This is a genomic window from uncultured Algimonas sp. (assembly GCF_947498175.1).
In the GTDB taxonomy this organism is placed as follows: domain Bacteria; phylum Pseudomonadota; class Alphaproteobacteria; order Caulobacterales; family Maricaulaceae; genus Litorimonas.
This window is the reverse complement of record NZ_CANMJB010000009.1, coordinates 14,889-33,630: the sequence shown is the minus strand read 5'-3', so window position 1 is coordinate 33,630 and position 18,742 is coordinate 14,889. Positions and strand designations below refer to the sequence as shown.

16 protein-coding genes are annotated in these 18,742 nt (G+C 65.8%); 9 read left to right on the top strand and 7 right to left on the bottom strand.

Annotated features, from left to right (window positions below):
* Positions 1-36 precede the first annotated feature (36 nt).
* Together Q0718_RS11680 and Q0718_RS11675 are read right to left on the bottom strand one after the other, a co-directional pair.
* Positions 37-1,224, bottom strand: coding sequence for a hypothetical protein (locus tag Q0718_RS11680; protein ID WP_298918033.1), 1,188 nt, complete (start codon positions 1,222-1,224; stop codon positions 37-39).
* Positions 1,225-1,317: 93 nt separating this feature from the next.
* Positions 1,318-1,647: a hypothetical protein gene (locus tag Q0718_RS11675; RefSeq protein WP_298918030.1), complete on the bottom strand. Its 330-nt coding sequence runs from the start codon at positions 1,645-1,647 to the stop codon at positions 1,318-1,320.
* Positions 1,648-1,792: 145 nt separating this feature from the next.
* On the opposite strand from Q0718_RS11675, the gene Q0718_RS11670 reads away from it, so the two are divergent.
* Together Q0718_RS11670 and Q0718_RS11665 are read left to right on the top strand one after the other, a co-directional pair.
* Entirely contained in the window at positions 1,793-2,077 is a 285-nt protein-coding gene (locus Q0718_RS11670; protein WP_298918027.1) for a 4a-hydroxytetrahydrobiopterin dehydratase, read from the top strand.
* 81 nt (positions 2,078-2,158) lie between these two features.
* Complete coding sequence (locus tag Q0718_RS11665) at positions 2,159-4,102, top strand: DUF885 family protein (RefSeq protein WP_298918024.1); 1,944 nt, start codon at positions 2,159-2,161, stop codon at positions 4,100-4,102.
* 114 nt (positions 4,103-4,216) lie between these two features.
* Here the strand turns inward: Q0718_RS11665 and Q0718_RS11660 are convergent, their stop codons facing one another.
* From Q0718_RS11660 to Q0718_RS11650, 3 genes are all read right to left on the bottom strand, one after another.
* A complete protein-coding gene (locus tag Q0718_RS11660; RefSeq protein WP_298918021.1) occupies positions 4,217-5,059 on the bottom strand; it encodes a hypothetical protein in 843 nt (280 codons plus the stop codon).
* Positions 5,060-5,234: 175 nt separating this feature from the next.
* The gene (locus Q0718_RS11655; RefSeq protein WP_298918019.1) at positions 5,235-6,536 is read right to left on the bottom strand and encodes a hypothetical protein; all 1,302 of its coding nucleotides are present in this window, start codon (positions 6,534-6,536) and stop codon (positions 5,235-5,237) included.
* Between the two features lie 165 nt (positions 6,537-6,701).
* Positions 6,702-8,018 (bottom strand): hypothetical protein, encoded by a 1,317-nt coding sequence (locus Q0718_RS11650; RefSeq protein ID WP_298918016.1) that lies wholly within the window; start codon positions 8,016-8,018, stop codon positions 6,702-6,704.
* Between the two features lie 217 nt (positions 8,019-8,235).
* On the opposite strand from Q0718_RS11650, the gene Q0718_RS11645 reads away from it, so the two are divergent.
* Positions 8,236-9,693, top strand: coding sequence for an MATE family efflux transporter (locus Q0718_RS11645; RefSeq protein WP_298918013.1), 1,458 nt, complete (start codon positions 8,236-8,238; stop codon positions 9,691-9,693).
* Positions 9,694-9,738: 45 nt separating this feature from the next.
* A complete protein-coding gene (locus Q0718_RS11640) occupies positions 9,739-11,208 on the top strand; it encodes a hypothetical protein (RefSeq protein ID WP_298918011.1) in 1,470 nt (489 codons plus the stop codon).
* On the opposite strand, the gene Q0718_RS11635 is transcribed toward Q0718_RS11640, so the two are convergent.
* A complete protein-coding gene (locus tag Q0718_RS11635; protein WP_298918009.1) occupies positions 11,205-11,681 on the bottom strand; it encodes a GNAT family N-acetyltransferase in 477 nt (158 codons plus the stop codon). The two genes, Q0718_RS11640 and Q0718_RS11635, sit on opposite strands and share 4 nt — an antisense overlap.
* A 92-nt stretch (positions 11,682-11,773) precedes the next feature.
* Here Q0718_RS11635 and Q0718_RS11630 point away from each other — a divergent pair, with 92 nt between their 5' ends.
* Positions 11,774-12,541: an isocitrate lyase/phosphoenolpyruvate mutase family protein gene (locus Q0718_RS11630; protein ID WP_298918006.1), complete on the top strand. Its 768-nt coding sequence runs from the start codon at positions 11,774-11,776 to the stop codon at positions 12,539-12,541.
* Between the two features lie 56 nt (positions 12,542-12,597).
* Positions 12,598-13,239 (top strand): hypothetical protein, encoded by a 642-nt coding sequence (locus Q0718_RS11625; RefSeq protein ID WP_298918004.1) that lies wholly within the window; start codon positions 12,598-12,600, stop codon positions 13,237-13,239.
* A gap of 54 nt (positions 13,240-13,293) precedes the next feature.
* Here Q0718_RS11625 and Q0718_RS11620 read toward each other — a convergent pair whose 3' ends face one another.
* Positions 13,294-14,253, bottom strand: a complete 960-nt coding sequence (locus Q0718_RS11620; RefSeq protein WP_298918002.1) for an NAD(P)-dependent oxidoreductase — start codon at positions 14,251-14,253, stop codon at positions 13,294-13,296.
* A gap of 141 nt (positions 14,254-14,394) precedes the next feature.
* Here Q0718_RS11620 and Q0718_RS11615 point away from each other — a divergent pair, with 141 nt between their 5' ends.
* From Q0718_RS11615 to Q0718_RS11605, 3 genes are all read left to right on the top strand, one after another.
* The gene (locus tag Q0718_RS11615; protein ID WP_298918000.1) at positions 14,395-15,966 is read left to right on the top strand and encodes a YifB family Mg chelatase-like AAA ATPase; all 1,572 of its coding nucleotides are present in this window, start codon (positions 14,395-14,397) and stop codon (positions 15,964-15,966) included.
* A gap of 132 nt (positions 15,967-16,098) precedes the next feature.
* Positions 16,099-17,340 carry a response regulator gene (locus Q0718_RS11610; protein ID WP_298917997.1) on the top strand — a complete coding sequence of 414 codons (1,242 nt, stop codon included), beginning with the start codon at positions 16,099-16,101 and terminating at the stop codon, positions 17,338-17,340.
* Between the two features lie 127 nt (positions 17,341-17,467).
* Positions 17,468-18,730, top strand: a complete 1,263-nt coding sequence (locus Q0718_RS11605) for an MFS transporter (RefSeq protein ID WP_298917995.1) — start codon at positions 17,468-17,470, stop codon at positions 18,728-18,730.
* Positions 18,731-18,742 lie beyond the last annotated feature (12 nt).

The following is an 18,742-nucleotide window of genomic DNA, read 5'->3' as shown; positions in this document are numbered from 1 at the left end:
GAGGCGGGTTTTTTCATGCGGCGATGATGCGCAAGGTCAGCGCCGGAACCGGAAGGCTCCCGAACGGCCTTCATGCGGCACGGCGTAGGCCGGGCCGGAATAGGCGCGGTCGGGCGCGCCGACGGACTTCCTAACCGGCACCGCGCCGAAATGGGCCTGATACGTACTCAAGGCAGGCGGCGCGGCGTGGGTCTGCGTGTGATAGGCGTGCGTGCTGTAGGTCCGCGCATGATCGGTCTGCGTCTGGCCTCCGGCCAGTCCGGCCGACGGACGGACTGACCCGCCATGGCTGGAATAGCGCGGGTGGTGTTGCCGGTACTGCACCGGCGGCGTGACGTGCGAGCGCGTCATGCCCGGTTTGCAGACCACGCGGCGCCATTCGTAGCGCGCCTCGGAGACAAGCCGGCGCCCCTGCACGTGGCCGTACTCGGCCGGAACGTCGATTGTGGATGTCGCGCCCGGATGGGTCAGCGCCTGGACATGAATGTCTCGATATTCGGCCGGAACCGGTACCTTTTCCACGCCGCCCGGATCGGTCACGACCTGCTTGGTGATCGTCTCGAAGGCGGGGGGAACCGGAATGCGGCGCACTTCGCCGGGCCGAGCCATGACCTGGCGGCTGACCGTGACGCTGTCGCCGGGTTCCTCCACCAAGCACCAGATCTCGCAGGCCGCGCCGCAACGCTGCCCGCCCGTGCGGCCGTAATCGGTCGTCGAAGCATAGCCCCGGCCGCCCACACCCGCATCCGCCGTCGAGTGGATGATGTAACCCTGCGCGCGCAGCTCCGCCGGATGGCCGCGCTTCCAGACCAGCCGCGGCGGGCTCTGCTGCAGCGTTTCGGTCACAGTCCGGAATTCGGGTTCCGTCACAGCCAGTTTTTCATAGCCCGGCCGGGTCATGACCGTCTCGGTCACAGTGGCATAGCTGGGCTGTCGCACCACATAATGAACGCTCGGTTCCTTGGTCATGATCCGTTCGGCGCGGCTTTCCAGCCTGGGCTGTTGCACGGATAGCCGTTGATGGCCCTCGCGGGTCAGAACCTTGTGCGAGGTCTCCGCATAGCTCGCCGGGATTTCGACGCGCGCATAGCATTCGCCGACGACCGGGTTCGGCGGCTCCAGATCGGGGACGTAAGCGGGCGGGAGGGGGGCGACACCGGCCAGGACCGGAAGCGGCGCCAGAAAGGCGGCGCCGATCAAGAGGATCGCAGACTTCGGACGCATCCTATACATATCATTTCTCCAGCCGTTTAAACTTTGTTTACCGTATTGCGCAGTGCCGTCCAGCCCGAACGTGCCGGAACCGAAATGTTTCCTTCAACGCCGGAGCAGGTGGAGCATGCCTCCAGCGCAGGCCGCACCGCACAGATTGGCCAGCGCGTCGAGCACGGACGGCGTCCGTCCGGTCCCCGCCAGGGCCTGTGCGATTTCCATGCCTGCGCCGAACAGGGCGACCAGCCCGATCAGCAGGGGAAGACGCAGTCGCGGCCAACCCAGGCCCGTCAGCCCGCATAGCACCGCATAGGCCGCGAAATGCTTGACCTTGTCGGCATGAAGGACGGTCTGGACCTCTCGGGCGGGTTCGAGCGACAGGAACACGATCGCGGCGGCGCAGAGAAAGGCGAGGAGACGGAAAGCCAATGTCATGGGGCGGCGCATCCACTCCGGGGCACTGCCTGACAAGATGCAATCGACACAGCGTGTCTTACGCCGCTTGGCGGACCGGGCGGATTGTGGCAGGTTTTGCGAATTGAAGGCGGCGTAGACCGCCACTCTTCGCGAAAGGTGCATGATGGACCGACTCGACCCCAAGACGGCCGCCGACAAACTTCCCGGATGGACGGGCGGCGACGATTTCATCACCAAGGTTTACCGTTTCGCGGATTTCGCCGAAGCGTTCGGCTTCATGACGCGCATCGCTATCATTGCCGACAAGATGGATCACCATCCGGAATGGTTCAACGTCTACAACCGGGTGGATGTGACGTTGACCACACACGATGCGGGCGGAGTGACGCAAAAGGATGTGACACTGGCAAAAGCCATGGAAGCTGCGGCCGGCCCGGCCGCTGGTTGACGTACCGGCTGATACGGCCGTTCGTCGCGGACGGCCGCGAGATTGCGACCAAGACTGCGACACAGGACAGACAGGACCCTCATGACCCGATCCACTTCCCTTCATCTCGGCTTTGCCGCAACGGCGCTCTGCAGCCTGGCGGTTCCCTTGCCGGTTGTCGCCCAGGCAGCGGCCCAGACAACGGCCCAGACAGCGGCTCAAACGGCGTCGCAGCCTTCGGCCGAGGGCCGCATGGCCGAGCATTTCACCTGTCCCGACAATCAGGTCAGCCTGCTGGACGGCGAAGCGCGTTGCGCCTTGCCCGACAGCCTGGACCGGTTGATCGCCGATTTCGAAGCCAATTCCCTGATCAACGATCCCGTCTCGGCCGGGGACAAGGGCGACCGTGCCGCCCTGCGCCGCCTGCCGGACGCCGGACCGGAAACACGGGCCGCTGCACGCGCCCGGCTCGACGCGCTGGATCGCCGTCATACCGCGCTGCGGCGCTCGCCCGCCTTCTCCGGTCTCGCCGAGGAACAACGGCTGAATTACGAAATGATGGGCTTCATGCTGGACCAGCAGCGCCGCCTGGCCCCGTTCGACCAATCGCGCGTGCCCTTCACCAACGATTCCGGCTTCTTCAATTCGATGAGTTACATTTCGCGCCAGACCCGGTTCGAACGGCCCGAAGATTATGAAGCCTATGCGGCGCGCCTGACCCAGATGCCGCGTTGGTTCGCCCAGCACCGCGACAATATGAGACGCGGCATCGAGGATGGGTTCACCGCCAGCGCCGCCATCATGCCCGGCATCGTCGGCATGGTCCGCGACCTGTCGCAAGGCCCGGCGAAGGCGCATCCGCTCTACGCGCCTTTCCGCGACATGGAGGCCGTCGTCGAAAGCCCGGCCGAACGACAGCGCCTGAGCGCGCTGGGCGAGGCGGTGATCAACACCTCCGTCCTGCCCGCCTACGCCGATCTGCTGGAGTTCCTGGAAGACGATTACGTTCCGGCGGCCCGCGCGGAAGTCGGGATCGGCGCGACGGAAGAGGGGCGCAACTACTACCGGGCGCTGACGCGCAACTTCACCACGCTCGACCTGACCCCGGACGAGGTCCATGCGATGGGCCTGCGCGAAGTGCAGCGCATCCGCGGCGAAATGGACACGGTCATCGCCCAGAGCGGCTTCGACGGGACGTTCGCGGAGTTCCTCGATTTCCTGCGCACGGATCCGCAATTCTACGCCAAGACAGAGACCGAACTGCTGCAGCACGCCGCTCTGCTGGCCAAGCGGCTGGACGGCAAGATGCCCGAATTCTTCGGCCGGCTGCCGCGCCTGCCTTACGGCGTCATCAAGGTGCCGGACGAGATCGCCCCGAACTACACGACCGGCCGCTACTGGAGCGGCTCGCCCGAGGCCGGTCGCGCGGGTAATTATGTGGTCAACACATATGACCTGTCGCAGCGGCCGCTCTACAACCTTCCGGCATTGACCGCCCACGAAGGTGTGCCGGGCCACCACCACCAGATCGCTCTGGCGCAGGAACTGGACGATATCCCCGAATTCCGCCGAAACCTCTATGCCACCGCGTTCGGCGAAGGCTGGGGACTCTATTCCGAGCGGTTGGCCGAGGAGATGGGCCTCTACGACACGCCCTACGAGAAGTTCGGCCAGTTGACCTACGAAATGTGGCGCGCCTGCCGCCTGGTGGTCGACACCGGCATGCACTGGAAGGGATGGAGCCGCGAACAGGCGGAAGCCTGCTTCCTGGAAAACTCGGCCCTGTCACGCAGCAATATCCGCACCGAGGTGGACCGCTATATCAGCTGGCCCGGCCAGGCCCTGGCCTACAAGGTCGGAGAACTGAAGATCGTGGAATTGCGCGACAAGGCGGAAACCGCACTCGGCGACGATTTCGACATCCGCGCCTTCCACGATGCAGTGCTGGAAAAAGGCAGCGTGCCGCTATCCATCCTGGAGCGACAGATCGATCGCTACATCGCCGATGCGCGCCGTGCGGCCGTGCAGGCGCGAAACGGCAATTAGGCGTCCGTCCCACACTTAGGCGTCCGTCCCAGACGAACCGCATGAAAAAACCGCCGGGGCTTCCGGCGGTTTTCTCGTGTCGGCTTTTGCGGGACAGGGGTGGGGCAGGGCGCCCTAGAAGCGGTAGCGGCCGCGCAGCATCAGCGGAACGGAGATCCGCTCACCGCCTTCGGCCAGGCCTTCGAACGGCGCGGGACCGAAATTGTCATCCACCGCGTCGGTCTTTCCGGTGTAGCGGATGCCGGTTTCCAGGCCGATCGTGCTGAAACGCGTCAGCGGCGTTTCCACGCCGATCAGTCCGGCGGCAGACGGCACCCAGCCGGATTCCTTCAGCGCGACACGACCCAGCGCGTCACCGCCGACGGCGGCGTTGTCGATATAGACCGAGTCCTGGTAGGCGGCGCCGACACGGGCTTCGATATAGGGACGCAGCGAACGGACGATCGGGGCCGGACGCGGATTGAAATAGCGGCGCACGCCGAGTTCCAGACCCGTCGAGCGGTAATCGGACAGAGAGCCGGTGAAGTCCCGGCCGTCGATCGTCCCGAAATCCTGTTCGCCGGCGCTTTCGGCCTTGTCGATAAAGGCCATCGCGGTCACTTTCGTGTTGGCATTGGTGGCATAGGAGAACCCGGCCTCGGCACGACGGCCGCGCTCATAGGCGTCCTTGAATTCGACATTGCGGACGTCCGTGCCTGCGAATGTGGCTTCGTCGCCCGTGATGACGTCGCCGCCCACATTGTAGGAGACGCCGATGCCGCCTTCGATGTTCAGGCGCGACAGGCAGTTGCCGTTCGCCAGAACGGCATGTCCCGGCGCGCACTTCGACGCCGGCGCGCCGTAGCTGGCCCCGTAGACCGGTGCATTGTATCCATATTGGGAGTTTCCGCCCCCGATACCCAGAAAGGAACAGCCCGACAGCGAAATGGCGGCGGCTCCCAGAAGCAGTTTGCGCATAATCTTCATCCCTGATCCGTCGTCCCGGATCGGCACTATGCCGGGGGACGCTAGTCTCACGCAGCCCGACCTTGCAACGGGTGTGCCAGACTGTGCCGGAATGAATCAGAATTCTGCGAAAAACTTCGCCGCGGCCTTTAGGGACACGCTTTTGGAAGGCCAGAGGGCCGGACGACTAGAAGGCAAGACGGCCGCGCAATGTCAGCGGGATGGTGATCCGGTCTTCCGACGCGGCGGCCGAACGCATGTCGTCGCGCCAGCGTACGCCAGACTCCACGGCGATGGCCGCACGCGGGCCGACGGCGACTTCCGCGCCCACGGTCGCCGCGGCCGTCGGGTTCCACCCGCTATTGATGAAAGTCCGTTCGCCGTAGAAGCTCCCATCGTCGCTATAGGTCTGGGCGAACTGGACGTTGCCGTTGTGCACGAATCCGGCACTGGCCCCGACATAGGGTCGCAGACTTTGCGGATGGCCCAGATATTGGCGCACGCCCGCTTCGACGGTGGTCAGTTCCAGATCGGTGAAGGTGCCGTCCAGTGCGCGCGGCGACGACCCCGGATCGGGGACGAAGGTCGTGTCGACCCATGTTCCGGGTTGCACGGTGGTGTAGCCGTCCACCGTCTGGCCTTCGGCGACACTGTGGCTGACGGATCCGAGCAGGGTGGTGCTGGGCGACAAATCGTAGGACAGGGCCGCGCCGATGGTCGTGGCATGGCCGAACGCATCGCTGTAGCTGATCGGATCGATCTCGCCGACGCGGATCGGCTGGCTGAAATCGCTGTCGGGCGGTCCGTCGGATTTCTTCGTGAACAGATCGCCCGATGCCTCGAACTCGGTGCCCAGGAACAGCTCCACGCCGAACGGCATCGCGCCGCCAAGCACGGGGCGGTTCACCGCCGTGCAACAGGCGGACCCACGCAGCTGCGGCACCGGATAAGGGGCGGCATAGGGTTGCGGGACGTAGATCGGATCTCCGATGACGGTCTTGACGTTCGCCCCTTGGACATGGGCACCGGGAATGTGCGCGCCGGGAATGTGGGCGCCCTGCAAGGGCGGAACGGCGGCGCCGAAGGTCGCATTCGCGCCCAAAGTCGTCGCCCTGAAGGGGGCGGAATGCGCCGCGACGGGTGCGCCGAACCCTTGAGGTTGGATCTGAGGTTGGGGCTGTGCGGAATAGGCGCCGAAACTCTGGCTCTGATAGGCTGGAGCCTGGAACCCTTGATTCTGGAACCCCTGATTATGAAACCCCTGCGTCTGGAGGCTGTGGCCGGGGAAACCCTGGGTGGCGAATTGCTGTGCGCCGTAGGTTCCCGGAACGCATCCGGCCGGTTGGGCCTGGCCATAGCCTTGCCCATAGGCGTAACCGGTCGCCGCGGCCGGATGGCAGGCCGCCTGATAGGGCGCATGCTTGGCGCCGCCCGCCCAGGAACATCCGGAGAGGGCCGCCGCTGAAATCGCAAGAGTCGCTAGCCGCATGTGCCGGCCTCCTTCGCCAGACGGTCCGCCGCGATCGGCCGGACGCATCTTTGGTTCTTTTCGCCCCGGATTAACCCTAACAGGCTTAAGAAACCGTGTTCAAAGCCCCAATAAAGCCTTAACATGTCTGGGTTTTCCCTTGCCCTGGCCGCATCGGAATCGGCCCTAGAAGTTGAAGCTTCCGCGCAAGGTCAGAGGGATGGACACGCGAGCATCGCCGGATTGTCCGTTCGTGTATTCGCGGGCGCCTTCCACCCGCACGCCGGTCTCGAGCGCCAATGCGGTCTTGGGCGTGACCTGCCATTCCACCCCAGCATTCAGGGCCCCGGACGGCACCCACTGGGCTTCGTAGAGGTCGACGCGGGCGACACCCGGCGTGGCGGGATCGTTATCCACGTCGAAACCGCCTGGCACATCGAGATCGTAATAGAAGGGGGCATCCGCCTCGAACACGCTTCGATAGCCGAGCTGGCGCTGGTCCAGCGTGTAGCTGGCGGCGTTGTAGCGCGACGCCCCGGCGGACGCGCCGAAAAACGGCGTCACCGTCCGTCCGGTCGCGCGACCGGCGACGGGGTCGAGATAGAGCCGCGCGCCGGCCTGCAGGTCGATCCGTTCCATGTCGGAGAAATCGTAGCTTACCTCGCTGATCGTCTGTTCGGGCTTGAACTCGACCGTGGTGGTGGCGCCCGTCGGATTGCCGGCGTCGTCATAGGTCTCGACGGTCGTTTCCTTGAACACCGTGGCTTCGATGGACGCCGCACTGCCGCCGTTCCCTTCGGCGCGCGCATAGCCCGCACGGGCGAACAGGGTGGCGTGGTCGCTCAAGATGAATTCCCCGCCGACGCCGACGGAGGCCGGAACCGACCAAGAATCGCTGAATGAAACATCGGAGGCCGTCAGCGTGTCCCAGGGCTGAGGCGTGTTGCGCAGGCGCGAATCCGGCACATATCGGAGGCGCGTGGTCTGGCCGTCCGCGACGCTGCCCGCAACGGAGCCTTCGGCATAGACCAGCGGGTCGTAGGCGGCGAAAGGCGTCGTCGGAAAGACGGTGTTGTCGATCGCGTTGCCCGACAGGCTGCGCTCCAAGCCAAGGTCCAGCGAGCCGCGGAAGCGCGGTCGGCGCTCGAGCGCGGCGGTCCCGCCCCGATGCAAGGCGGCATGGGCGTTGCCTCCGGCTTGGCTGCCGAAACCGCCCGTAGCGTATTGGGGCGTGGGGAAGGCCGCAGGCTCGCCGAATTGCGGCTGTTGCGGAAATCCACCGGCAAAGGACGCGCCCTGCGGTCCGGCAGGGCCGACCGTGACTTCGGACGGATGGCACCCGGGCGGGATCGGTGCCTGCGGATAAGGCACGCGGCAGCGCGCGGACGGCGCGCTGTTCTGGCCGTATGCACCTGTCGTTGCGGCAGGCTTGCCGAATATGCCGCCCAGCGAAGGACCGACGCCACCCGCATTGGAACAGCCCGACACCAAGGCCGCCGACATTGCCAGTCCTGCAAGACGCATGACGTCCCCCACCCTTACCTGCAAGGCGGCTTGCGGACCGCCATGGTTAACCGCTTGTGACGGCACTTGCTTAACAACCGGTTTAGTCGCGGCGGTGCCGGATGCAGACCGTCTTGCTCTTGAACGCCGGATTGACGCAGGGTCGGAACGCCGCCGCGTCCGACACGTAACGCCCGGGTCCATCACAAGGCGCGGCATGTCAGACCAGAACAGATCAGATCGTGCAGAACCATCCGGATCGTCGGACGATGTGGGCGCAGACGGCGGACGCGCGCTCGACGAAGGCGCGATCTGGAAGGCCTTGCTCGTCATGGCCGGCCCGATGGTGTTCGGCATCGCCGCCATCAAGAGCGTGTCGATGATCGACACGCTTTATGTCGGACAACTCGGCCAGGACCCGCTCGCCGCCCTGTCCTTTGCCTTTCCCGTCACCGCCGTCGTGCTGGGCCTGTCGCTCGGCCTGTCGATCGCCGCGTCGTCGGTCGTCAGCCGCGCCGTCGGCGAAAACGAAAACGAAAACGCGCGCGCCATGTCGCTGCATGTCATGATCCTCGCCATTCTGATCATGGGCGCGGTTTCGCTGATCGGGCTCGTGGTGACGGAGCCGCTCTTCGAAGCGATGGGCGCGGCCGAAGACACGCTGGGCCTCATCAAGGGCTATATGCGCCTCTGGTTCATCGCCGTGCCCTTCATGGCGGTGGCGATGATGTGCGACTTCATCGTACGGGCGACAGGCAATTCGTTGTGGCCGTCCATCATCATGACGGTCGGCTCGCTGTTCAATATCGCCATCACGGCGCTACTCGTCTTCGGCTTGTGGGGCCTGCCGGAACTGGGCATCAACGGCGCGGCGGCCGGGACGCTGATCGCGCAGGTCCTGACGGCCATGGCCGGGATCTGGATGGTGACCTGGAAGACCGGCATGATCGCCTGGTCCGTGCCGAAGCTCGACCGGATGATCCCGACCTGGATCGATACGGCCAAGGTCGCCGTCCCGGCGGCGCTGGGCAAGATCGCCCCGCCTTTCGCCCTGACGGCCGTCACCGCCATCCTCGCCACATTTTCGGAAGAGATCGTGGCGGCGTTCGGCGTGGCGACGCAGGTTCAGCTGATCGCCTTCATACCGCTGCTGGCGTTGTCAGCCGCGATCTCGCCCATCGCCGGACAGAATTGGGGTGCGGGCAAGACCGACCGGATCGTGAAAACCCTGAAGGAAAGCTACTGGCTCTGCACCGTCTGGGCCGGGTTGGTCGCGGTGCCGCTCTGGATGTTCGGCGCGGATCTGGCGGGGCTGTTCAATTCCGACAACGACATCCCGGCCGAGGCTCAGACCTATCTGCGCATCGTTCCGTTTTCCCTGTTCGGCTACGGCATGGTGATCTGCGCGGCGTCGGCTTTCAACGGCATCGACGAAGCCAAGCGCGCGCTCGGCTACAATGTCGCGCGCAGCCTGATCCTGCTGCTGCCGCTCAGCTGGATCGGTTCGCTCTGGGCGGATGCGACGGGCGTCTATGCCGGTATCGCCGCGGCCAATGTCCTCTCCGGTCTGGCCGTGGGCTGGTATGCGATCCGCTGGCTGAACCGAAAGTGCGAAGGTGAGAATGCCCGAAAGGACGCGCAGAACAATTGCGATCATCTCGTGGCTGCAAAATAGCGCGCCGCCCTTTACCCGCGCTGGCGCTTTGCTACGCGCCCGTCCATGACCGCTCTCGACCGCCTTCCCGTCATCATCGGCGCCGGACAGGACAGCCGTCCCGTACCGGACGATCTGGACATGGCCTTCGGCCCCGTCGCGCTGGCCGGAACGGCGCTGGACCGGGCCTTCTCTGACGCCGGTCTGGCCGACCGGTCGCTCGACCTTTGCTTCGGGGTGCGCCTGTTCGGCGATAGCGGACCAACCTTTCCCAACCCGTTCGGCGGATCGACCAATTTTCCGGCCAGCGTCTGTGTCGCCGCCGAAGCGCGCTCCGCCCGCTACGTCTACGATCATGTCGGCGGGCAGTCGCCTCAGACGCTGGTCGCCGAAGCCGCGCAGCTGCTGATGGACGGACAAGTCGAAACGGTCGCCATCGTCGGCGCCGAAGCCATCGCCAACATCAAGGCGGCCGGGCGCGCGGGCGCCACGCCCGACTGGTCCGAGACGCGCGACGAACCGCTGGACGATCGCGGCCCCTTCGCGCCCGGGCCCTTCATGGTCGGCCCGCAAGCCCTCGCGCACCGCATCGCCGCCCCGGTCCATTACTACGCCCTGTTCGAAACCGCGCGCCGCGCCGCGCAAGGCATGACGAAGGACGCTTACGCGGCGCACATGGCCGCCTTGTGGGAGAGCTTCGCCCGCGTGGCGGCCGACAATCGCTTCGCGACCGTCCGCACCGCACCGACGGCCGCGAATATCGTCACACCTGATCCGGACAATCCGATGATTTCCAGTCCCTACACCAAGGCGATGGTGGCGCGGGACGGCGTCAATCAGGGCGCGGCCGTGATCCTGACGACCTATGGCCGCGCAAAAGCGATAGGCGCAGGCGACGTGAGCTTCCTGCACGCGCACGACCAGTGCACCGAGCCCGCTCCGCTGGAACGCGCGCGGCTCGATCGCGCGGCCGCGCAGGACGCGGTGCTGCAGAGCGTCGGGCGGGACGCGGACCTCTACGATCTCTATAGCTGCTTTCCCATCGTCCCGCTCGAAGCCATGCGCGTTCTCGGCCTCGATATCGGCGACAGGCCGCTGACTTTGACGGGCGGGCTGCCCTTCTTCGGCGGACCCGGAAACAATTATGCGCTGCACGCCATTGCCGAAGCGCACCAAGCCGTGCGCGGCACGGACCGGACGGCCGTCATCTATGCCAATGGCGGGCTGGCGTCCAAGCACGCGGCCGGACGCTATAGCGGGTCCGCTCCGGACGCGGTGCAAATCCGACGCAGCGCAAGCCCTTGCCCCAGCGTACCCATCGACGCGAACGCGAACCCGTCCGGGACCATCGCCGCCTATACGGTCGAGTATCGTCGCGGCGAGCCCGTCGGCGTCATCGTCATCGGCGAAGCGGACTCCGGCGCGCGTTTCTATGCCCGCGGCGACATCGATCTGGTTGGCGATTTCGTTCGGGGCGACCCGCTCGGCGAACCGGTCCGGACCGAGACGCATGGCGGGCAGAACAAGATCCGCTAAAGCAGCCGCGCCATGCAGTAACTGAACGGATCCCCCACATAGGGGCCGTATGGCTCGCAGGCTGCAAAACCATGGCGTGCATAGAACCGCTGCGACGCGGCAAATCCGTCCGATCGGCCCGTTTCAAGGAGCAGGTGCTGCACACCGTCCGCTCTGGCTGCGGCGACACAGTGCTGCAGCAGTTGCGCCGCGATCCCGCCGCCGCGCGCCTCCTCCAGAACGTGCAGCGTCTTCAGTTCCGCTCGGCCTTCAGAAAGGGTCCGCAACCCGATACAGCCGACCGGCCGGTCGTCCTGCAGGGCGAGCCAGAAAACCGGCCCTTGCTCGTCCGCCCTGTCCGGTTTCTCGGCGGAAAGGGCATGTCCACTGCCTGTGGGCGTATGGGCGGCGCAGAACGTCTCGTGCACGGCGGTGAGCCGCTGCACGCGCGTGTCGCGATCGTGCGTGAGAATGATCGTGACGGTACCGCTCATGATCCCGCCCATAAGGTCGCGTTTGCGGCAAAAACACGGTCATGCGCGATTTTCGGCGCCATTGCCCGTCGCGCACAACCATAAGGCTCGTCATGACACGAAACGATCATGCCCAAACCTTTCACGCCCTGCATGACGGACCGGCGCCGCTTATTCTCTACAATGTCTGGGACGCGGCGACCGCGCAGGCTTGCGTTTCGACCGGAGCCGTGGCCGTGGCGACCGGCAGCCACAGCGTGGCGGAAGCACACGGCTATCCGGACGGGCAGGCCATGCCGTTCGATCTGTTGCTGACCATCGCCGCACGCATCGCAGCTTGCGTCGATGTTCCGCTCAGCGTGGATTTCGAAGGCGGTTATGCGTATGACGATGCCGGGATCGCGGACAATCTGGCGCGTCTGATCGATGTCGGCGTCGTGGGCGTGAATATCGAGGACCAGGTCATCGGCGGCAACGGCCTGCATCCGATCGATGCACAGGCCCGGCGTATCGCCATACTGCGCGAGCGCGCCGAGCAGATGGGAGTGCCCGTTTTCCTCAATGCACGCACCGATCTGTTCCTCGAAGAACCGGACTCCGACCGTCACGACGCCTTGATGGCAGAGGCGCTGAAGCGGGCCGAAGCCTATGGCCGAGCGGGTGCATCCGGCTTTTTCGTGCCGCGTCTTTCGGATGTGCTGATCGAGCCGTTATGCGAAGCGGTCGCGTTGCCCGTCAATGTCATGGCGACAACGCCGGATGCGGATGTGGCCGGTCTCGCCGCACGCGGCGTGGCGCGCATCAGCCATGGGCCGTTCCCCTTCATCGCAGCGATGCGGGCCTTCAGGGAAAGGGCGGCGGACGCGCTCACACCAAGGTGATGGAAGTCCGCCGCATCTTAACCCGCTGACAAGATGCGGGCCTTATCGCGATAGCGATGACATGGCCGACCCGAATATTGATGGCGATCGCGGCAGGCGGACTCCTGTCCGCCTGCGGGTCCATGCCGGACTATGATTACGACTCGGTGCCCGGTGCCCGGACGCAAAGCGCGCCGCGCATTGTCCGGCCGAACATGACGCCGATCCCGCGCGGCATGCTGGCCGACCGTGTGGCTTTTTCGCAGAAGGATCCGCGCTGGGGCGGTGACCGTCTGGGACGCCGGGGCGGCAGCCTCGCAGCCGAAGGCTGCGTGGTCACGTCGGCCGCAATGGCCATGACCAATAGCGGCTATCCGATCGATCCGGGCGAGCTGAACCGACGCCTGCTGCGGTCCGACAATCTCACCTCCAGCGGTCTGCTGAAATGGAAGGGGATTTCCGAAGTCTCCGGTGGGCGGGTCAAGGCGACTTTCCACGATTCCGTCAGCGACCCGCTGATCCAGTCCTGCCTGGCCGGCGGCGACTATCCGCTAGTGCGTTTCTACTTGCCGGGCGGGCGCTCGCACTGGGCGATGATCCTGGGCCGCTCTCCCCAAGGCTACCACATGCGCGATCCGTTGCGCGTTTCCAAGACGCCGTTGGTCTTCCCGCGCGACAGCTCTGGTTTCAAGTCCCTGCGCTGCATCGGGCGGGCGTAGGGCAGGCGCATTCTCCGCCATCCATGGCCGCAGGTCGGATCCGGTCCTTTAATCCTAACCCGTCGCGTGCGCGACTTGCGGCGAGACATAGTCGGCGTCGTGAACCAGGGGCGAGGCGAGGCCGCGCATGGCGGCGTTCAGCGCATCGGCGAAAGTGGTCTCATAGGTGAAACCCAGCTCCCGCGTGATGCGGCTGCCGTCATAGACCCGGCCGATCGTCTTGGGCAGGCTCCATCCCTTCTGGGCATAGACCCGGCGGGCATCGGGCAGGTAGCCGGCGATCACCTTCTGGGCGTCGCGGTGGAGCATCACCCGGTCGGTCTTGGAAAACGGCGTCGGCGCGGACACGATATAGAGACCGAATCCCACATCCGCCGCCTTGTCCAGCGCGGCCAGATGGGCGCGCGCCATGTCCTGCACGCTGGCGCGGCGGTTGAGCAATTCGTTGGTCTTCAGGTTCGGTCCCGACAGGGTTCGGGTGGTGTCGTCTTCTTCGGGGAAGAAACGCGCCGTCCGCAGCACGACCACGTTCAGCCCGCGCGTGAGATGGCATTGCCGGCACAGCCCTTCGGCCGCCAGCTTGGTCACGCCGTAGATGTTGCGCGGGGCGAGCGGGCCGTAATCCTCGTCCAGCCAGACCGTCCGGTCGTAGAGTTCGTCGCGCAGGGCCTGGCTGATCATCAACGACGTTGTGGAGGTGAAGACGAAAGGCGCCTGCACCGCGGCGGCTGCATCCAGCAGGTTCAGCGTGCCGGTGACGTTCGTGTCGATGAAGGCCTGGGGTGAATGGCGCGCGATGTCCGGTTTGTGCAAGGCTCCGGCATGGATCACGCCGGTGATGTCGTTTTCGGAAAAGACACGACCCACCAGGGCACGGTCGACCACGCTGCCCACGACATCCGTGCGCTCGGACGGCACAACGTCCATCCCGATGACCGGCTGCCCCCGCAGGCGCAGCATCGGTACAACGTATCGCCCCAGCCAGCCCGACGATCCCGTTACCAACAATGTCATGGGCGAGGGATAGCCCGCGCGCCCCGTCCTGCCAAGCCGTGTGCTGCAGTCGATCGGATTGTGGACAAGATTCCATAGAAAGTTCTTGATTTGTTCTTTCCGGTCTGTTTGCTTAAGGGAGAGTTGAAAGAGGAGGCGCGCATGGTCGCCCGGATCAGCACGGTGGCGTTCGAAGGCGCGGAGGCGCGTCGCGTCGATGTGCAGGTGCAGGTCGCCACCGCCGGCCGGCCCCACTTCGCCATCGTCGGCCTGGCCGACAAGGCGGTGGCGGAGTCCCGCGAACGCGTGACCTCGGCTTTCGCCGCGCTGGGGCTGTCGTTGCACGGAAAGCGGGTGACGGTGAACCTGGCGCCCGCCGACCTGCCGAAGGAGGGCGCGCATTACGACCTGCCCATCGCGCTCGGCCTGATGGGCGCGTTGGGCGTGGTGCCTGCGGAGGAATTGGAGGGCTTCGCCGCAATGGGCGAACTGGCCCTCGACGGAACACTGGCGGGCGTCCCCGGGGCGCTGCCGGCCGCGGTCATGGCGAATAGCCATGGCTTCGGACTGATCTGCCCTGAGCCCAATGGGGCAGAGGCGGCGTGGGCGGGGGGTTTTCCCCTGCTCGCGCCGCGCACCCTGATCGGGTTGATCAACCATTTCAAAGGCACGCAGGTGCTGGCCCGGCCCGAACCCGGGCCGTTGCTCGACAATGGCGATCGCGTCCCCGACCTGCGCGACGTGCGCGGGCAGGAAAGCGCCAAGCGCGCGCTGGAGATCTGCGCGGCCGGCGGCCACAACCTGCTGATGGTCGGCCCGCCGGGGTCGGGCAAATCGATGCTGGCGGAGCGCCTGCCGGGCCTGTTGCCGCCGCTCGATGCGCGCGAACTGCTCGACGTCTCCATGATCCATTCGGTCGCGGGCCTGCTGGAACGCGGCGAGCTGACCCGCGCGCGGCCCTTTCGCAGCCCGCATCATTCGGCCTCCATGCCTGCGCTGGTCGGGGGCGGCAGCAAAGCCCGGCCGGGCGAGGCCTCGCTCGCCCACCGGGGCGTGCTGTTCCTGGACGAACTGCCCGAATTCGCCCCGCAAGTGCTGGACAGCCTGCGCCAGCCGCTGGAAACCGGCAAGATCGCGGTCGCGCGCGCCAATGCCCACGTCACCTATCCGGCCCGCTTCCAGCTGGTCGCGGCGATGAACCCGTGCCGTTGCGGCACCGCCGGGGCGGACGGGGTGGCCTGCCGCCGGGGCGCGCGCTGCGCGGCCGACTACCAAGCCCGCGTGTCCGGCCCCTTCATGGACCGGATCGACATTCAGATCGACGTGCCGGCCGTCACGCCCGCCGACCTGGCCCTGCCGCCACCCAGCGAAGGCACGGCCGAAGCCGCCGCGCGCGTGGCGGCGGCGCGGGCCGTCCAGTCGGACCGCAATGACGGCATGACCAATGCGGAACTGCCGCAAGACCGGCTCGACGTCGTGGCCGAACCGGATGCGGACGGGCGCCGCCTGCTGATCGAGGCGGCCGAGAAGCTGGGTCTGACGGCACGCGGCTATCACCGGACCTTGCGGGTCGCGCGCACGCTGGCCGACTTGGCCGGATCGGAACGGGTGCACCGCCTGCACATCGCCGAAGCCCTGTCGCACCGCCGTGCCCGCCCGCAGGCCGCAACCGCGCTGCCTCCGCAATTCGGCGCGCCGCAGTCCCGGGCGCCGCGCAACCCGTTCTATTGCTGAAAGCCCGGCCGATACCGGTTCTCGGGGCGGGGCGACGTCAGGGAAGGTAAGACGAAATTAAGGATGTTTCGGCACGGAGTCGCAAACCCGTCCGTGCCACGCCCATCGTCGCACGGACAGTGCGAGGAGCCGATGACCCGATCGCCGGACGACATATTCGCCGCCCAGTTCTGGAGTTGGCCCGATCCCGGCGTCAAGCGGGACCCGTACGGCCGCGTCGTTTTCGTGAACGCCGCCTTCCTGCAGCTTTTCGGCGGGAGCGTGGAGACCTGGCAGGGGCAGACCATCCAGGGCTGGGCCGCGCCGCAACCCGGCGGTCATCCGAACCGTTTCGAAATCCGGACCCCGGCCGCGCCCGGCTATCCCGAGCAGGTCTATGACTGGATCGAACAGGTCGGCCATGATGGCTCCGCCTTCGCGCTCGCCCGCAATGTGACGGCTTTCATGAACGCGCCCGTGCCTGCGCCGCACCAGCAGAGCACGCCGCTCGAACCGCAAGCCGATCCCCAGTCGTCCGGGTCCGTCCAGCCCGCCCTCGGCCTTGCCCCAGATTCCGTCCCGGAACCCGCCACAGCGCCGACCCCGCAACCCGCCGCGGCGCGACACGATCCGGCTCCGGTCGAGGTCGCGCCCGCTGCGCCGGTTCTTGTGGAAGACATCGCCGTTGCGCCGCAACCGGCACCCGTTGCCGCTGCGGAACCTGCAGGCGATTTGCTGGAAATCAATCCGCACGATTCGGCCCCGGCCGAAATTCAAGGTCGATCCCAGGTTCCGGCGCAGGTTCCGGCGCAGACCCCGCTCTCGACATCGGCGCCTGCCGCAGAACGCGATTTCGAACGTCGCGCCCTTCCGATCGAGAACGAGGACGCCATTCTGGGCAATAACTGGCGCGACGCCGTCATCGCCAAGGCGGTCGGCGGAGAGGAGGGCGACTTGCCAAGCCTGTCACGGGACCGCAACGCCAAACCGGCCGTCAAGCCCGATGCGATCCGAATCCTGCTGGCCGAGGACAATGCCATCAACGCGTTGCTGACGCGCACGCTGCTGGAAGCGGACGGCCATACGGTCGAAACCGTCGAGGACGGCGCGCTGGCCGTCGAGGCCATGAAGACCCAGGATTTCGACATGATCTTCATGGATATGCGCATGCCCAACATGGACGGGCTGGAAGCGACGCGCAAGATCCGCGGCCTCGACAACGTTTCGGGCGAGCTGCCCATCGTCGCCCTGACCGCGAACGCGTTCGACGACGACCGCAACGCCTGCTTCGATTCCGGCATGAACGACTTCATGACCAAGCCCGTCAGCGCGGAAGAGCTGTCCGAAATGGTCGTGCGCTGGACGTCCGGAGCGGAACAGAAACTCGCGAGCTAGGCGCAATCCCGCCTTGCCGACGCCGCGATAGGGCGGCAAGCGGGGTCGCATGACTTCGACAAAGGCCAACGGCCCCGCATCATCTCGCAAATTTGCGGACATATGGCGAAGCTATCTGCAGCCCCGCATGCTGGGCATGCTCTCGCTCGGCTTTGCATCCGGCCTTCCTTACATGCTCATCTATTCCGAGCTCGCCTACTGGATGAAGAAGGAAGGCGTGGACCTGTCGGTGATCGGCTTCTTCGCCTGGATTGGCATGGCGTACACGCTCAAGGTGCTGTGGGCCCCCTTCGTGGACCGACTGGAAATCCCCTGGCTGACCGGGCGCATGGGGCACCGCCGGTCCTGGATGCTGGTGGCGATCTTGGGAACGGTAACGGGGATGCTCATCATCGCGGCGGCCGATCCGTCTTCCTCGGTCCTGCAACTCGCCGTCGGGGCGGTCATCCTGGCGACCTCGGGCGCCACGCTCGACATCTCGATCGACGCCTGGCGGATCGAAGCCGCGCCCACAGACGAACAGACCAACATGGCGGCCAGTTACGTGCTCGGCTACCGCCTCGCGATCTGGGGCGCCGGCCTGTCCTATATCGTCGCCGGGCTGTTCAACTGGAATATCGCCTATCTGTTCATGGCCTGCGTCATGGCGCTCAACGGATGCGTCGTCTTCTTCATCGAAGAACCGACGCGCGACATCCGCCATCGCGCGGCGAATGCGCGCGCCGCCGTCGTTGAGAACATCGTGCGACCGTTTTTCGGTTTCGTCGAACGGCTTGGAATCTGGACCCCGGTCGTCTTCCTGCTGGTCGCGACCTATCTCATTTCCGACAAGACGATGGGGCCGATGGCCAAGCCCATGTATCAGGCGGTCGGCTATACCGAGATCCAGGTCGGCCTGGTATCGTCCTTCTTCGGTCCTTGGCCCGTTATCGTCGGCGGGTTCGTCGCCGGAGCGGTCAGCTTGCGTCTCGGCCTGATGCGGTGCCTTCTGATCGGGTCCGCGCTGATGGTGGTGACGAATGGCGCTTTCGCCTGGCTGGCCACCGTGTCCGATCCGAAGACGGCCTATCTGTTCGTCACGGTCGGAGCCGACAATCTCGCGCAAGGCTTCGCCGCGACGATCTTCATTGCCTATCTGTCTTCGCTCTGCGACCTGAAATTCGCGGCCACGCAATATGCCTTCCTCTCCGCCATGTTCAATCTCATCGGCAAATCCTTGTCCGGTTTCACCGGCATGATCGCGGACAAGATGGGATTCGAAAGTTTCTTCCTGTTCTCGGCCGCGCTCGGACTCCCGGCCATTCTTCTGGCTTTCCTAATCATGCTGGCGGGGCCGCCCGCGGCGAGGGGCATCCGACCGGACTCATCGCTTGAGCCCGCCGCCGATTGACGCCACAGACAT

Bases quoted from the DNA above. Each gene is read 5' to 3' on its own strand.
- Q0718_RS11680 (WP_298918033.1), bottom strand. From the start codon at position 1,224: ATGCGTCCGAAGTCTGCGATCCTCTTGATCGGCGCCGCCTTTCTGGCG.
- Q0718_RS11675 (WP_298918030.1), bottom strand. From the start codon at position 1,647: ATGACATTGGCTTTCCGTCTCCTCGCCTTTCTCTGCGCCGCCGCGATC.
- Q0718_RS11670 (WP_298918027.1), top strand. From the start codon at position 1,793: ATGGACCGACTCGACCCCAAGACGGCCGCCGACAAACTTCCCGGATGG.
- Q0718_RS11665 (WP_298918024.1), top strand. From the start codon at position 2,159: ATGACCCGATCCACTTCCCTTCATCTCGGCTTTGCCGCAACGGCGCTC.
- Q0718_RS11660 (WP_298918021.1), bottom strand. From the start codon at position 5,059: ATGCGCAAACTGCTTCTGGGAGCCGCCGCCATTTCGCTGTCGGGCTGT.
- Q0718_RS11655 (WP_298918019.1), bottom strand. From the start codon at position 6,536: ATGCGGCTAGCGACTCTTGCGATTTCAGCGGCGGCCCTCTCCGGATGT.
- Q0718_RS11650 (WP_298918016.1), bottom strand. From the start codon at position 8,018: ATGTCGGCGGCCTTGGTGTCGGGCTGTTCCAATGCGGGTGGCGTCGGT.
- Q0718_RS11645 (WP_298918013.1), top strand. From the start codon at position 8,236: ATGTCAGACCAGAACAGATCAGATCGTGCAGAACCATCCGGATCGTCG.
- Q0718_RS11640 (WP_298918011.1), top strand. From the start codon at position 9,739: ATGACCGCTCTCGACCGCCTTCCCGTCATCATCGGCGCCGGACAGGAC.
- Q0718_RS11635 (WP_298918009.1), bottom strand. From the start codon at position 11,681: ATGAGCGGTACCGTCACGATCATTCTCACGCACGATCGCGACACGCGC.
- Q0718_RS11630 (WP_298918006.1), top strand. From the start codon at position 11,774: ATGACACGAAACGATCATGCCCAAACCTTTCACGCCCTGCATGACGGA.
- Q0718_RS11625 (WP_298918004.1), top strand. From the start codon at position 12,598: ATGACATGGCCGACCCGAATATTGATGGCGATCGCGGCAGGCGGACTC.
- Q0718_RS11620 (WP_298918002.1), bottom strand. From the start codon at position 14,253: ATGACATTGTTGGTAACGGGATCGTCGGGCTGGCTGGGGCGATACGTT.
- Q0718_RS11615 (WP_298918000.1), top strand. From the start codon at position 14,395: ATGGTCGCCCGGATCAGCACGGTGGCGTTCGAAGGCGCGGAGGCGCGT.
- Q0718_RS11610 (WP_298917997.1), top strand. From the start codon at position 16,099: ATGACCCGATCGCCGGACGACATATTCGCCGCCCAGTTCTGGAGTTGG.
- Q0718_RS11605 (WP_298917995.1), top strand. From the start codon at position 17,468: ATGCTGGGCATGCTCTCGCTCGGCTTTGCATCCGGCCTTCCTTACATG.